This window comes from Microbacterium sp. SWDP-B6 (assembly GCF_059803615.1).
On sequence record NZ_JAPFGV010000001.1, the window covers coordinates 131,262 to 146,014 of the forward strand.

The window sequence follows — 14,753 nt, forward strand, 5'->3', positions numbered from 1 at the left end:
GGGGCCTTCGTGGAATGAGGGGCTGACGAGAATCGAACTCGCATCATCTGTTTGGAAGACAGAGGCTTTACCACTAAGCTACAGCCCCGATGTCGGCGAGGTCCGGGAGGACTGTGCCGACTCATCGATCATAGCGGACTCATGCGGGTGCTCGTGTCCGTTAGACTCGGTGGGGCTGAATCTGCAAGCGGATTCCCCGGGGCGTAGCTCAGTTTGGTAGAGCGCCCGCTTTGGGAGCGGGAGGTCGCAGGTTCAACTCCTGTCGCCCCGACATGGCTTCAACGGCCTGACAGCCGCGATTCAGCGCGGAAATCACAAGGAGAGCACACCAGAATGGCGAACAGCACCGTCGAGAAGCTGACCCCGACCCGGGTCAAGCTCAGCATCACGGTCACCCCCGACGACCTCAAGCCCAGCATCGCGCACGCCTATGAGCACATCGCTCAGGACGTGCAGATCCCCGGCTTCCGCAAGGGCAAGGTCCCCGCTCCGATCATCGATCAGCGCATCGGGCGCGGTGCGGTCATCGAGCACGCGGTCAACGAGGGCCTCGACAAGTTCTTCCGCGACGCGACCGTCGAGCACAAGCTCCGCGTCGTCGGGCGTCCGGCCGCCGACATCACGCAGTGGCCGAACGAGAAGGACTTCTCGGGCGACCTGCTCGTCGACATCGAGGTGGACGTCCGTCCCGAGATCGAGCTTCCGTCGTACGACGGCATCACGGTCACCGTCGACGCCGTCGAGGCTGACGACGCGGCGCTCGACGCCGAGCTCGAGAACCTTCGCGCCCGTTTCGGCACGCTCGTTCCCGTCGACCGCCCGGCAGCGAAGGGTGACTTCGTCGAGCTGGACCTCGTCGCGACGATCGACGGCGCCGAGATCGACCGCGCAGAGGGCGTGTCGTACGAGGTCGGCTCGGGCGAGCTGCTCGAGGGCATCGACGACGCGATCGAGTCGCTCACCGCGGGTGAGGACACCACGTTCCGCTCCGCCCTCGTCGGCGGCGACCACGCCGGCTCCGAGGCCGAGGTCGCCGTGACCGTGAAGGCTGTCAAGGAGCGCGAGCTTCCCGAGGCCGACGACGACTTCGCGCAGATCGCCAGCGAGTTCGACACGATCGCCGAGCTCCGTGCGAGCCTCGCCGAGCGGGTCTCGCAGCAGGGCGTGTTCGCGCAGGGCTCCGCAGCGCGCGACAAGCTCGTCGAGACGCTCCTCGAGCAGATCGACATCCCGGTGCCGCCGAAGCTCATCGAGGACGAGGTGCACAACCACCTCGAGGGCGAGAACCGCCTCGAAGACGACGTGCACCGCGCCGAGGTGACCGAGGCCAGCGAGAAGCAGTTCCGCACGCAGGTGCTGCTCGACACGATCGCCGAGCAGGCCGACGTGCAGGTCTCGCAGGAGGAGCTCTCGCAGTACCTCATCCAGTCCGCATCGCAGTACGGCATGGCTCCGCAGGAGTTCGTCGAGGCTCTGCAGTCGTCCAACCAGCTTCCCGCGCTCGTCGGTGAGGTCGCCCGCAACAAGGCCCTCGCCATCGCGCTCGGCAAGGTCAAGGTCGTCGACACCAACGGCAAGCCTGTCGACCTGTCCGACTTCGTCGTGACCGACGACGAGGCCGAGGCTGAGGCCGACGCCGCTGCTGACGAGAAGCCGGCCAAGAAGGCTCCTGCGAAGAAGGCCGCTGCGAAGAAGGCAGACGACGCCGACGCCGCTGAGAAGCCTGCTGCGAAGAAGCCCGCTGCGAAGAAGGCTCCCGCGAAGAAGGCCGACGACGCAGAGGCCGCTGAGAAGCCGGCTGCGAAGAAGCCCGCCGCCAAGAAGGCTCCGGCCAAGAAGGCGGCCGACAAGGCTGAGTGATCGAACACGATCTCGATGAAAGGGGCGGATGCTGCGGCATCCGCCCCTTTCTCGTGGAAGACGACACCCCGAGAGCGAGGACATGATGAAGACCTGGGACGAACGCATCGATGAGGTGTGGGACGACGCATCGGGTGAAGAAGTCGGCGAGGAGACGATCGCGCGGATCGACGCGCTGGCCGCCGAACGCGGGCTCAACGACGCGCGAGCGCAGTTCGAACGTGCGGGCGCGAGGGACTCCGCTGGGCGTCCCGCCGAGGCCGTGGAGCTCTACAGGCATGCTCTCGCTCTCGGACTCGACGACGAGCATCGCCCGCAGTGCGTCATCCAGCTCGCGAGCTCGCTGCGCAACCTCTGCGCCTACGACGACGCTCTCGCCGTGATCCTCGCGGAGCAGGAGCGGTCTGCCGACGGGCCCTACCGGGATGCCGTGGCGACAGTGCATGCGCTGATCCTGGCGAGTTCGGGAAAGCCGGCGCAGGGACTTTCGGTGGCGCTGCTGGCACTCGTGCCGCACCTCCCGCGCTACCACCGCTCGATGACCGCGTACGCACACGAGATCGCGGAACTCGACGCCTGATATGCCGACGGCGAACACGGCCTGAGCGCTGCGTTGTCGCCGGTAGATTCGAATCACTGAAACACGGAATCAGGAGCTGACATGGCTGCAGAACCCCTCCTCGCTACGAGCGTCTTCGACCGACTGTTGAAGGACCGCATCATCTGGCTGGGATCGGAGGTGCGCGACGACAATGCGAACGAGATCTGCGCGAAGATCCTCCTTCTCGCCGCAGAGGACTCCGAGAAGGACATCTACCTCTACATCAACTCGCCCGGCGGATCGATCACCGCGGGCATGGCGATCTACGACACGATGCAGTTCGTCCCGAACGACATCGTCACCGTCGGAATCGGCATGGCCGCATCGATGGGTCAGCTGCTGCTGACGGCAGGAACGAAGGGCAAGCGGTACATCACGCCCAATGCCCGCGTGCTGCTGCACCAGCCGCACGGCGGCTTCGGCGGCACGTCGAGCGACATCCAGACGCAGGCGCAGCTCATCACCTCGATGAAGAACCGCCTCGCCGAGATCACGGCGGCACAGACCGGCAAGTCGGTCGAGCAGATCAACGAAGACGGTGACCGCGACCGCTGGTTCACCGCCGATGAGGCGCTCGAATACGGATTCGTCGACCACATCCGCGACTCGGCCACCGACGTCGTCGGCGGCGGCGGAACCGACCAGGACATCAAGTAACGGAAAGCGAAAGGACTCCCATGTACGCACCCACCTTCCGCTCTGCCGGCGACCTGCCCTCCAGCCGCTACGTGCTCCCTCAGTTCGAGGAGCGCACGGCTTACGGCTTCAAGCGCCAGGATCCCTACAACAAGCTGTTCGAAGATCGCGTGATCTTCCTCGGCGTGCAGGTCGACGACGCGTCGGCTGACGACGTGATGGCCCAGCTTCTCGTTCTCGAGAGCCAGGACTCCGAGCGTGACATCACGATGTACATCAACTCGCCCGGTGGTTCCTTCACCGCGATGACGGCCATCTACGACACGATGCAGTATGTCGCGCCGCAGATCCAGACAGTGGTGCTCGGTCAGGCCGCTTCGGCCGCCTCGGTTCTGCTCGCAGGCGGGCACCCGGGCAAGCGTCTCGCCCTGCCCAACGCCCGCGTGCTCATGCACCAGCCGGCGATGGGCGAGGCCGGACACGGCCAGGCATCCGACATCGAGATCCAGGCTGCGGAGATCCTCCGCATGCGTACCTGGCTCGAAGAGACGATGGCTCGCCACACCGGCAAGTCCGTCGAGCAGGTCAACCGCGACATCGATCGCGACAAGATCCTGTCCGCCGCCGAGGCGCTGGACTACGGCATCGTCGACCAGGTGCTCACTTCGCGCAAGCGCATGTAGGCATCCGGCATGGAGAAGGACGTCGACCCCTCGGGGTCGGCGTCCTTTCGTCGTCTCCGGCGAATGTGCGACGATTTCGTCGAAAGTGCTCATATGAGCAGATGGGTGCGCGAACGGTGATGCCGTCGTAAGCTGGGGGAGGAAGGAGGATGCCATGGAAGAGGAACTGATCATGGTCCGCGTCGCCGAGCTGTACTACGACGAGGACAAGACACAGGACGAGATCGGCGCCCTCCTCAAGCTCTCCCGCTGGAAGGTGGGACGGCTTCTCACTCAGGCCCGGGAGCGTGGCATCGTCCGGATCGAGATCGTGCACCCGCGTGCTCGCCGGCTCGGACTCGAACGCCAGCTCGTCGAACGTCACGGACTCGCGGCCGCGGTGGTCGTTCCCTCTCCGGACGGCGATGACGGAACACTCGAGCGCGTCGCTCAGGCCGCAGCCGACTACCTCACCGCGATGCGGCCTGTGCCGCGCACTCTCGGCGTCAGCTGGGGGCGCACTCTGCGTGCCGTGGCCGAATCGCTGCCGGACGGCTGGGCGACAGGCGTGACGGTCGTGCAGCTCAACGGGGGAGTGAGCCTCAACCGGCGCTCCGGTGGAGCCGCGGGCCTCGCCGTCACGATCGCCCAACGGGCATCCGGACACGTGTCCCTCCTGCCGAGCCCGGCGATCCTCGAGCGCGTCGAGACCAAGCAGGCGATCGAAGCGGACCGCACCGTCGCGGCCGTTCTCGTCGAGGCAGCCGAAGCGCAGGCGTTCCTGTTCACCGCGGGCCCGTGCGATGCGTCTTCCGCGCACGTCGAGAACGGCTACCTGTCGGCATCCGATGTCGAGGAGCTCGCGCGTCGAGGTGCCGTGGGCGATGTCCTGGGGCGCTACATCGACGCCGACGGCAACATCGTCGACCCGCAGCTCGACGCCCGTACGGTCGGAGTCGACCTCGGGCGCCTGCGCGCAGCGAAGCGCTCGATCTTCGTCACCGCCGGTGACGCGAAACATGACATCGCGCGCACCGTCGTCACCAGCGGCCTGTGCAGCGTTCTGGTGACAGATGAGACCACAGCACGAGCATTGTTGGAGGAACGATGACGACCCAAGAACTCAGCCGCAGGACGGCGGTGGACGTTCTCGGCGGTGAGCCGGATGACGCCACGCTCCGCCGGTTCCTGCACGGACTGCCCGGTGTCGACGCCGTCGGCCTGGAGCAGCGCGCTGCCGGGCTCGGCACGCGGTCGATCAAGACCACCTCGAAGGCCTGGGCTCTCGACACGATCATCAAGCTGATCGACCTCACGACCCTCGAAGGCTCGGACACCCCGGGCAAGGTGCGGTCCCTCGTGGCCAAGGCCAAGAACCCGGATGCCGCAGATCCGTCGACTCCGAAGGTCGCCGCCGTGTGCGTGTACGGCGACATGGTGGGCGACGCGGTCGAAGCGCTCGGTGCGCTGCACGGTGACCCCGATGACGGACTGATCTCGGTCGCAGCCGTCGCCACAGCCTTCCCGAGCGGTCGATCGTCGCTGGCGATCAAGCTCGCCGACACCGCAGAGGCAGTCGCGGCAGGTGCGGACGAGATCGACATGGTGATCGACCGAGGAGCTTTCCTCTCGGGCCGATACGGGCTCGTCTACGACCAGATCGCTCAGGTGAAGGAAGCCTGCCGTCGCGTGGACGGCTCGTATGCCTCGCTCAAGGTGATCCTCGAGACCGGCGAGCTCAACACCTACGACAACATCAAGCGCGCCTCGTGGCTCGGCATCCTCGCCGGTGGCGACTTCATCAAGACGTCCACAGGCAAGGTGCAGCCGGCGGCGACGCTTCCGACCACGCTGCTCATGCTCGAGACGGTGCGCGACTGGCACCGCGGCACGGGCGAGCGCATCGGCGTGAAGCCCGCGGGCGGCATTCGCGCGTCCAAGGACGCGGTGAAGTATCTCGTCACGGTCGCCGAGACCGTGGGCGAGGAGTGGCTCCAGCCGCACCTCTTCCGCTTCGGCGCCTCGAGCCTTCTGAACGACGTGCTTCTGCAGCGTCAGAAGCTCACCACCGGCCACTACTCCGGCCCCGACTACGTCACGATCGACTAGGAGCCCCACATATGTCATTCCTGGAATACGCTCCGGCCCCGGAGTCGAAGGCGGTCCTGAACCTCAAGGACAGCTACGGCCTGTTCATCGATGGCGAGTTCGTCGACGGATCAGGAGCGAGCTTCACGACCATCTCTCCCGCCGATGAGAGCCGCATCGCCGAGATCGCCACGGCGAACGATGCGGACATCGACCGTGCGGTCGCCGCCGCGCGTCGTGCCTACGACAAGACCTGGTCGAAGATGAGCGGTCGCGATCGGGGCAAGTACCTGTTCCGCATCGCACGCCTCGTGCAGGAGCGCGCCCGCGAGCTCGCCGTCGCCGAGAGCCTCGACAACGGCAAGCCGATCAAGGAGAGTCGCGACGTCGACGTTCCCCTGGTCGCATCCTGGTTCTTCTACTACGCGGGCTGGGCCGACAAGCTCGACCACGCGGGCCTCGGCGCGAACCCCCGGGCGCTCGGCGTCGCGGGGCAGATCATCCCCTGGAACTTCCCGCTGCTGATGCTCGCGTGGAAGCTCGCTCCCGCTCTGGCAGCCGGCAACACCATCGTGCTCAAGCCCGCCGAGACCACGCCGCTGACGGCGCTGATCTTCGCGGAGATCCTCCAGCAGGCCGACCTTCCCGCCGGCGTCGTCAACATCGTGACGGGCGCAGGTGCGACCGGTGCGACTCTCGTGCGCCACCCCGATGTCGACAAGGTCGCGTTCACCGGTTCGACCGGAGTCGGGCGCGACATCGCCCGAGCCGTCGCAGGAACCGACAAGAAGGTCACGCTCGAGCTGGGCGGCAAGGCGGCGAACATCGTGTTCGACGACGCGCCGATCGATCAGGCCATCGAGGGCATCGTCAACGGCATCTTCTTCAACCAGGGCCACGTCTGCTGTGCCGGAAGCCGCCTGCTCGTGCAGGAGTCGATCCACGACGAGGTCATCGACCGACTGAAGAACCGTCTGTCGACGCTGCGGCTCGGCGACCCTCTCGACAAGAACACCGACATCGGCGCGATCAACTCGGCGGCGCAGCTCGCGCGCATCCGTGAGCTCAGCGACATCGGCGAGGCCGAGGGAGCGGAGCGCTGGACCGCTGATTGCGCGATCCCCGACAAGGGGTTCTGGTTCGCCCCGACGATCTTCACCGGCGTCGAGGCGTCGCACCGGATCGCCCGTGACGAGGTGTTCGGACCCGTTCTCTCGGTGCTCACGTTCCGCACTCCGGCGGAGGCGATCGCGAAGGCGAACAACACCCCGTACGGTCTGTCCGCGGGCATCTGGTCGGACAAGGGATCCCGCATCCTCGCCGTGGCCGACCGCCTGCGGGCGGGCGTCATCTGGGCGAACACCTTCAACCGATTCGACCCGTCGAGCCCGTTCGGCGGATACAAGGAGTCCGGATACGGCCGCGAAGGCGGACGCCAGGGTCTCACCGCATACCTGAAGGGGGCATCCGCATGAGCAAGCGATTGACCGTTCCGAAGACCTACAAGCTCGCCATCGGCGGGGCTTTCCCCCGCAGCGAGTCCGGCCGCACCTACGAGGTGCTCTCCGCCAAGGGCGCGTTCCTCGCGAACGCGGCGAAGGGCTCTCGCAAGGATGCGCGGGATGCCGTCGTCGCGGCGCGGGCCGCGGTCAAGGGCTGGTCGGGTGCGACCGCGTACAACCGCGGTCAGGTGCTCTACCGGGTCGCCGAGGTGCTGGAAGGGCGCCGCGCGCAGTTCATCGACGAGATCGCTGCGCAGGAGGGCGTCTCGTCATCCGCTGCCGCTGCGCAGGTCGATGAGGCGATCGACCTCTGGGTCTGGTACGCCGGCTGGTGCGACAAGTACTCGCAGGTCGCGGGCAACGCCAACCCCGTGTCAGGGCCGTACTTCAACATCTCGGTGCCGGAGCCGACCGGTGTGGTCGCGATCGTCGCGCCTCAGGACTCCGCACTGCTCGGTCTCGTGTCGGTCGTCGCACCCGCGCTGGTGGCGGGCAACGCGGTCGTCGTGATCGCGAGCGAGCGGTTCCCGCTCTCTGCCATCAGCCTCGCCGAGGTGCTCGCCACGAGCGATGTGCCCGGAGGGGTCGTCAACGTGCTCACCGGGTCTCCGGCAGAGATGGCGCCGTGGCTCGCCTCGCATCAGGACGTCAACGCGCTCGATCTGGCAGGCGCTGGAGACCTCGAGTGGATCGACATGCAGATCGCCGCGGCCGAGACGCTCAAGCGAGTGCTGGCACCTGGCGCGGTCATCGCATCGCCCGAGCGCATCGGAGCCTTCACCGAGATCAAGACGGTCTGGCACACCAAGAGCATGGTCTGACGTACGTCCGAGTGTGTCTCTCCACGCCCCGGGAAGGCTGAACGCCAGCGCATTGGGCTTCGCGACTGGACGTGAACCTGCTGCATCCGGAAGGACAAGACCTCCGCTGCGAGAGCAGCGGTTTCATCCTCGGTAGCGTTCTTCCGGGGCGGCGGCGAGGTCGGCGATCGTCGAGCTCGCCGCCGTCGTCCGCCTGTCCCCGGGCCGCTGAGCGGAACCGTCGAACGCATGGCGCGCCGTTGCGGGAGTTCCCGCCGCTGTCAGCAGAGCGCCCCGCTCTTCTGACAGCGATCACGACCGCAGCGCGTCTGCGGGAACGATGCGGTTGGCGCGAACTGCTCCGGCGATTGCGCCGAGAGCGGCGATGGCGATTCCAGTTCCGAGAGCGGCAAGGGCGAGGACGGGGTCGAAGACCGGTGTCCATCTCTGGGCAATCGTCACGGCGAGTACAGCGGCCATCCCAGCGACGATGCCGACGAGACTGCCGATCAGGCCGATCAGCAGGGACTCGAGAAGCAGCATCGTCGCGATGTGGCTCTTGCGTGCCCCGATCGCACGCCGTAGTCCGATCTCGTTGCGTCGTTCAGCGACTGCCGACAGGGTGGCGATCGTCACTGAGGCCGCAGCAGCCAGTCCGGTCACGATCGTCAGCAGCGCAAGACTCAGCGCGACGCTCGCTTCCACGTTCGCGCGCAGCGAGTCCGCTGGCGGGGGAGATGCGACATCGACGCGTTCCGGCCGAATCGGGTCAAGCACCAGCGGCGCCTCCTCCGCGACGGTCGCGGCGGCTCCCAGTTCGGTGACGATATACGCCGTCACCGTGCCCATCGGAAGGTTCACGGTCTCAGGGCTCTCTCTGCCTCCGATCACGGCTTTGCCGAGCAGATCGGGTGCGCGAGGAGAATCAGTGATGATTCCTGCGACGACGAGTGTCCGGCCGGCGATCTCGATCGTCGGAGCCAGATCAACGGGCGCCATCCCGATGCCCTCGGCCAGATAGGCACCGACGAGCACCTGGTTCGTATCGAGCGACACTACTGGTGCGTTCGCCCAGTCGATGTCGAGGCGTAGCGCGGTTCTGACGTCTCCGTAGCTCGCGTATGTGGATGTGTCCACTGCATCGCGGGGGCTGCCGACGCGCACGCTCGCCGTGCCGAGATCTTCGAGGATGGCGACGGAAGCTGAGCCATTCAGGTCCGCCAAGGACCGGGCTGCATCCCGGAGCTCGGTGTCGATCGTCGCTGAGACGCCATCGCCGGAGACCGTCGCGGTGACGTCGCGGCTTTTGACGGCATCGAAGCTCTCGGAAACCTGCTGCTGCGCTGTGGCTGAGAGTCCCAAAGTCGCCACGAACAGGGCTGCAGCGACCGCGATCGCTGCGATGAGCGCGGCGGCGCGCCCGGGGCGGCTCAGCATGTTCGCAGCGGCGTCTTTGACTGCAGCCACCGGCCGCACGGTGGACGCCTTCCCCGGAGTCTTCGGTTCTCTGCGGGGCGTGATGAGGGGAAGCTTCTCGGTGTCGCTCTCTTCGGTGAGCTCCTGAACCTTGCCGTCCACGACATGGATCTGTCTGTCAGCATGCTGGGCGACCTGATCCGAGTGGGTCACGAGGATCAGTGTCGCGCCATGATGACGGAGGTTCTCGAAGCTCCTCAAGACGGCTTCAGTGGTGCTCGAGTCAAGGTTGCCTGTGGGCTCATCCGCCACGACGATGGGCGCCCCGGACGCGAGCGCTCTGGCGATCGCCACGCGTTGACGTTGTCCGCCGGACAGCTGGCGCGGCTTCGCATCGGCTAGGTCGGAGATTCCCACGTCATCGAGCGCCGCAAGGGCTCGTGTCCTCATCCTGCGGGGGTCTACACCGCGATAGTGCATCGACAGTTCCACGTTCTCGACGACTGATCGGCGGTCGAGGAGGTGGAAGGCCTGGAAGACGAACGCGAACGTCTCAGAGCGGTGGGCGCATGCTGCGCGTTCTTTCAGCGCGGCAACGTCCTGTCGGTCGATCAGGTAGTCTCCCATCGACGGAGCATCGAGCAGCCCCAGGATGTTGAGCAGGGTCGACTTCCCGCTGCCCGATTCACCCTGGATGGCGATGTAGCTGCCTTGCGGGATGTCCAGGTCGACGCCGCGCAGCGCGTCTACTGAAGCCAAGCGCGTGCCATAGCGCTTGGTGATGTCCCTGAGGCTGAGTCCAGGCACTACTGGACTCTCACGAGATCGCCTGGCTTCAGCTGCTCTTCGTTCAGGATCTCAATGGCGCTGATGCCGTTCAGCTCGCCGACCTCCTTCACCGGGACCTCCTGGAAATCACTTTCCGCCTCTTGACGCAGAACGTACCGACTCGAGCCGCGGGAGGCGACAGCACGGCTCGGAACGAGGAGTGCATCCTGCGCGACCACGCTGCGGGTCACCACGAGAACGGGCTTCTCTCCGACGGACGAGTCCGCGATGGATACGGTGGCAGATTCGGCTGTCACGAACGTGATCGGGACCAGACCTTCCTCGTCGGCCACACCGATGTTCTGCAAGACGAGCGGGATCTCGGCCCCTGCGATCGTCGCTTTCGCCTCGAAGCCGACTTCGAGCTGGGCTGCGGTGGCTGCGATCACCATAGCCGAGGCGATGGGAGATCCCTTGGCGAAGACGACCGCTGCATCATCCGGCAGCGAACCGACGCCTGGTGCGGCAACGACAGTAGCTGGCAGAACCGAGGTCACCACGAACGAACTCGACGTGGCGACGGCTTGCATCTCCGGCACGGTCGGAGCTACGGGGACCGGCTGGGCTGCGGGGTTTGAGGGGGTAGAGGGCTCTTGCGTGGGCGCCGGGGCATCTTCCGTCGCAGCCGAGCTGTCCTCGGCCACGACTTCTTTCGGCACCTCGTAGCCATGGTCGGCGTAGAGACTCGTGAGCGAGCGCTCGGTTTCCAGGCCGAAGATCCCATCTGCTGTCGTGGAGTAGCCGGCGGTGTTCAACGCGCGCTGCAGCTGCTCGACGTCGCGGCCGGTGTCGCCGGTGCGCAGATCGCGGAAGAACGGAAACGCACCAGGAAGCGCGAAGACCGGCTGCGCGTTGATCTCGAGGAGCACTTGGCCGGGCGAGACCTGGGAGCCAATCGCAACAGGCGCGTCGGTCACGACTGCAACACCGCCCTCTCCAGCGGCAGTCAGACTGGCCGATGTCTGATCGCCTGCGCGCACCTCGCCCTGCACCGTCAGGGTCTCGGCGAGGACTCCTTGCTCCACGGGTGCTGTGATCACGGAGGGCGGAGGGGCTGCGGCGTCACTGGCGATCTGGCCGGGAGAACGGAACACCGACGCGACTGTCCACCCTCCAGCGAGTAAAGCCACACTGGCAATCGCGCCAGCGATCGCCAGCACCGCGCGGCGGCCGGGTGGGCGGCCACCTGGCCGACGAGGAGGGTCTGCTGGGCCCGCAGGGCTGTCGAGATACTGCGAGGATTGGCTCTGACCGACTCGTGTCATCCTGCTCGTGACTCCGCGATGATCTCGTCGATCTTCGTCGTCATCTTCTCGATCTCTGCGCCGGCGTCCACGAGCGCCGCTTCGTTGTCTTCGAGCATCGAGCTCTCCCGGGTCCACAGAGCGTCGTAGAACGATTCGGTGAAGCGCGAGGAGTCTCGGCACTTGGCGTCGGCGGTCGCCAGGTCGATCTCGTCGGCGGTGGGCTCAGTGATGGGGCCGTCGATGCTCCCACCCAGACCCAGGCGCTGACGAACGGACTCAGTGGGCATCTCGATCGGCGTCGGCGGGAGGTCTTCGATGCCCACATCGGCCATGCAGTCGTACCATGCGGCCGCGGACTCGAGAACAGCGGGGTCCTTGCTCGCTCCGGAGTACGCCGCTGCGGCCAGACCCGACGTGAAGTTCATCAGGGTGTTGCTGTATCCAGGGCTGTCGGTGGCAGGGTCGTCTCGACACGCCAGGAACGCCTCGTCCTCGGAGGGCGTCGACGCCTGATGCTGGAAGTCGTCCCACGCCTTGAGGCCGGCGGGGCGCTGCTGCGAAGGGTCGTGGTATCCGTACGTCTGAGCGATCTTCAGATCGAACCATTTACGCACCGTGACGTTGGAGCCGTACGCCGCGTCGATGTCCACGTACGGAACGGGATCATCGATGCCTGTTTCAGCGAGGCAGTCGTTGATCACGATCGCCTCGGCGTATGCCGCCTTCGTCAGCTGCAGATCTGAGAGCAGATAGGGATCCAGGGGGAGCGCCCATCGAGCGATGTCCTTGCCCTGTGTGTCCAGCGCCTCTGTGAGCTGATCCGCGCTTCCGGGCGCGCACGCGGCCGCCACCGCGACGGTGGCGGCCGCGACGATGCTGCCGACGGCCCGGCGAGCGAACATGACCTGCCTGGGTCGCCTCATGATGCTCAGATGAACTTCGCGGCGTTGGGGTCCCAGGCAAGTCCCTGGACGATTCCGGCGCTGTTCTCGATGTTGCCGTCGCCCTGGTTCGTGTTGAGGCAGACCGAGGACCCGCCGTAGCCGTTGGTGGCGGTGTCGTAGAAGCAAGCGACGGAGTACCGACCGTTGTTGAACCAGGAGTCTGCCGTGTTGCCAGCCGTCACCGAGGTGCCGGCGTAGTTGTAGTTCGACATCGGCGTGACGTAGTACTCGAACCACAGCACGCCCGCGTAGCTGCCGTTCGTGTTGAAGTCCGGATCGTCCCAGACGCAGGCCCTGCCGAGGCTGCAGTAGCTCGGAGCGGCGCTGGCAGGTGCCGCGAACCCGAACAGTGCGACCAGCGGAGCTGCCAGTGCGATGAACGTCATGGCGATTCTTCTGCGACCTCTTCTGACCTCAACTGATGTCTTCATTGTCATTCCTTCCGAACCAGAATGCGGAGTTCCCGCTGCATGGGTTGTTTCCGAAGTGATGGCGTTCGTTTCCACGAAACAGATATATTCCTCGCGCCTCAAGATTCGTAACAATGTGTGAAACACATCACTCGTGTGCGGAAATAGTTGGTTCAGGAGAGCTGCGGGAGGGGGCGCGCGGTTGGATCAGTTCCCGGATTTCTATCGGAAGCACTATCGGTTGATCTTGACCGTGGCTCAGCAGCGTCTCGGCACCATGGCAGATGCCGAAGATGTGACGGCCGAGGTGTTCCGTGTCGCTTGGGCTCGGCATGACGACGGCGCACAGTTGACCCTGCCGTGGCTGTACACGACTCTTCGCAACCTCATCGGCAACGAGTACCGGCGTCAGGGACGACTCGGCTCTTTCGTTTCTGGCGCGGGGCCGATCCTCACCTCTGACGACAGTTTCGGCCCTGCGACGGACGACGCGATCGAGGTGCGACGAGCTCTTCGCAGGGTGTCGACGGCCGACCGCGAACTCTTGTACATGGCCTACTGGGAGGAACTCTCGCGAGCCGAGATCGCATCGATTCTCGGCATCAGCGCGATCGCAGTGCGGGTTCGCCTGATGCGCGCTCGCGAGCGATTCAGACATCTGCTTCCACGAGAAGAGGACATTCATCACGAGGAGGTGATCAGCGATGGACGAGCTTGAACGAAGAATTCGTATGGCGCGCCCAGTGAGCGGGTATCGAACCCTGCCGCTCACTGATCGAGCCGAGAAGGAGCTGGCTGGGCTAGTCTCCACGAAACCGCTCACCGCCGCGGATCACCGCCGAGCCAGACGTACCGCACCGAGCAGGCTGATGCCGTTGGCGGTCGCCACTGCTGCTGCGGTGGTCGTCATCGCCCTCGGGCTGACGCTGTTCCTTCCGACTGCTCCGACGTATGCCGCGACTCCGCCTCTGCTCGAAGTATCCCCGGTCCCCCAGCCACGGGAGGAGCTGCTCATGGGCCTGAGTCAGAAAGTGAAGCTCGGTACCGAGACCCCCACGCCCGACCCCGAAGTAACGCAGATTTCGGCTGTGGCGTGGTCGCTCGTCGTGATGTCGGACGGCGAGCACCAGACTGCGAATGTGGTGAACCTGGATTACGACATCACCGTTAAGTCCGACGGCGCCGTGCATCAGATCGTCAAGGCAGGGTCGTCCGTCGACGCCGACGGTCGATCAGTGACCGAGGGGGTCCCTGCTGTCGGTGAGCTCATCTCCGAGGACGAGTGGGCAGTCGGCAGCCCAGAACTTCGGTTCTCCGAACCACTGCCGTCAGAGAGCCACCAGATCCCCGCATACTTTGCCAAGACGTACGAGACCACGGAGCTTCCTGATGCGGCTCTGGTGATCAACTCGGTCGCGGACCTCATGCGCCAGCGTCAGCTCTCATCGACAGAGGAAGCCACGGTGCTGGAGTACTTCGCGCATGAGGCGGGTCTCAAGGTCGTCGGGGCCGTGACTGACCGGCTGGGCCGTGATGCGATCGCGTTCTCGGCTGCACACGAGGATGACCCCTCTTACGAGGAATATCTGCTCGTCGCCCCCGACAGCGGACAGATCCTTGCAGTCGAGACGCATTACATCGCACAGGGGCGCGATGACATCCCCTCGCCGTCGGTGACCGGCTATTTCGCCTGGCGCAGGTGACGCGACCCCTCCGATGCTCTTCGCCGAGCAGGCGCGGACACATGCGGTCGGGCGAT

Annotated in this window: 14 protein-coding genes and 2 tRNA genes; 11 read left to right on the top strand and 5 right to left on the bottom strand. The window is 65.7% G+C overall.

Annotated features, from left to right (window positions below):
• Window positions 1–17: 17 nt before the first annotated feature.
• Window positions 18–88: transfer RNA gene (locus tag OPU70_RS00650), tRNA-Gly, on the bottom strand.
• 109 nt (window positions 89–197) lie between these two features.
• On the opposite strand from OPU70_RS00650, the gene OPU70_RS00655 reads away from it, so the two are divergent.
• From OPU70_RS00655 to OPU70_RS00695, 9 genes are all read left to right on the top strand, one after another.
• Window positions 198–271: transfer RNA gene (locus tag OPU70_RS00655), tRNA-Pro, on the top strand.
• Window positions 272–333: 62 nt separating this feature from the next.
• Window positions 334–1,860, top strand: a complete 1,527-nt coding sequence (gene tig, locus OPU70_RS00660) for a trigger factor (RefSeq protein WP_042540776.1) — start codon at window positions 334–336, stop codon at window positions 1,858–1,860.
• A gap of 82 nt (window positions 1,861–1,942) precedes the next feature.
• Window positions 1,943–2,440 carry a tetratricopeptide repeat protein gene (locus tag OPU70_RS00665; RefSeq protein WP_475434228.1) on the top strand — a complete coding sequence of 166 codons (498 nt, stop codon included), beginning with the start codon at window positions 1,943–1,945 and terminating at the stop codon, window positions 2,438–2,440.
• Between the two features lie 81 nt (window positions 2,441–2,521).
• Window positions 2,522–3,118 carry an ATP-dependent Clp protease proteolytic subunit gene (locus OPU70_RS00670; RefSeq protein ID WP_042540775.1) on the top strand — a complete coding sequence of 199 codons (597 nt, stop codon included), beginning with the start codon at window positions 2,522–2,524 and terminating at the stop codon, window positions 3,116–3,118.
• A gap of 20 nt (window positions 3,119–3,138) precedes the next feature.
• Window positions 3,139–3,780 (top strand): ATP-dependent Clp protease proteolytic subunit, encoded by a 642-nt coding sequence (locus OPU70_RS00675; RefSeq protein WP_042540774.1) that lies wholly within the window; start codon window positions 3,139–3,141, stop codon window positions 3,778–3,780.
• 154 nt (window positions 3,781–3,934) lie between these two features.
• The gene (locus OPU70_RS00680; RefSeq protein ID WP_042540773.1) at window positions 3,935–4,870 is read left to right on the top strand and encodes a sugar-binding transcriptional regulator; all 936 of its coding nucleotides are present in this window, start codon (window positions 3,935–3,937) and stop codon (window positions 4,868–4,870) included.
• A complete protein-coding gene (gene deoC, locus OPU70_RS00685; protein WP_082508955.1) occupies window positions 4,867–5,868 on the top strand; it encodes a deoxyribose-phosphate aldolase in 1,002 nt (333 codons plus the stop codon). Before OPU70_RS00680 ends, deoC begins: the two co-directional genes overlap by 4 nt.
• A gap of 11 nt (window positions 5,869–5,879) precedes the next feature.
• The gene (locus tag OPU70_RS00690; RefSeq protein WP_042540772.1) at window positions 5,880–7,322 is read left to right on the top strand and encodes an aldehyde dehydrogenase family protein; all 1,443 of its coding nucleotides are present in this window, start codon (window positions 5,880–5,882) and stop codon (window positions 7,320–7,322) included.
• Window positions 7,319–8,170: an aldehyde dehydrogenase family protein gene (locus OPU70_RS00695; protein ID WP_042540771.1), complete on the top strand. Its 852-nt coding sequence runs from the start codon at window positions 7,319–7,321 to the stop codon at window positions 8,168–8,170. The genes OPU70_RS00690 and OPU70_RS00695 overlap by 4 nt, the downstream gene beginning before the upstream one ends.
• 291 nt (window positions 8,171–8,461) lie before the next feature.
• On the opposite strand, the gene OPU70_RS00700 is transcribed toward OPU70_RS00695, so the two are convergent.
• The 4 genes from OPU70_RS00700 to OPU70_RS00715 all read right to left on the bottom strand — a co-directional run bounded on the left by OPU70_RS00700 (window position 8,462) and on the right by OPU70_RS00715 (window position 12,970).
• Window positions 8,462–10,372, bottom strand: a complete 1,911-nt coding sequence (locus OPU70_RS00700) for an ABC transporter ATP-binding protein/permease (RefSeq protein ID WP_498556955.1) — start codon at window positions 10,370–10,372, stop codon at window positions 8,462–8,464.
• Window positions 10,372–11,433 (bottom strand): peptidoglycan-binding domain-containing protein, encoded by a 1,062-nt coding sequence (locus tag OPU70_RS00705; RefSeq protein WP_498556956.1) that lies wholly within the window; start codon window positions 11,431–11,433, stop codon window positions 10,372–10,374. Before OPU70_RS00705 ends, OPU70_RS00700 begins: the two co-directional genes overlap by 1 nt.
• Window positions 11,434–11,654: 221 nt before the next feature.
• Window positions 11,655–12,563: a hypothetical protein gene (locus tag OPU70_RS00710; protein WP_498556957.1), complete on the bottom strand. Its 909-nt coding sequence runs from the start codon at window positions 12,561–12,563 to the stop codon at window positions 11,655–11,657.
• A 5-nt stretch (window positions 12,564–12,568) separates the two neighbouring features.
• The gene (locus OPU70_RS00715; RefSeq protein ID WP_042540768.1) at window positions 12,569–12,970 is read right to left on the bottom strand and encodes a hypothetical protein; all 402 of its coding nucleotides are present in this window, start codon (window positions 12,968–12,970) and stop codon (window positions 12,569–12,571) included.
• Window positions 12,971–13,148: 178 nt separating this feature from the next.
• Between OPU70_RS00715 and OPU70_RS00720 the strand changes: the two genes are divergently transcribed.
• Together OPU70_RS00720 and OPU70_RS00725 are read left to right on the top strand one after the other, a co-directional pair.
• Window positions 13,149–13,712, top strand: coding sequence for an RNA polymerase sigma factor (locus tag OPU70_RS00720; protein ID WP_498556958.1), 564 nt, complete (start codon window positions 13,149–13,151; stop codon window positions 13,710–13,712).
• Window positions 13,713–13,863: 151 nt separating this feature from the next.
• Window positions 13,864–14,697 (top strand): hypothetical protein, encoded by an 834-nt coding sequence (locus tag OPU70_RS00725; RefSeq protein WP_498556959.1) that lies wholly within the window; start codon window positions 13,864–13,866, stop codon window positions 14,695–14,697.
• Window positions 14,698–14,753 lie beyond the last annotated feature (56 nt).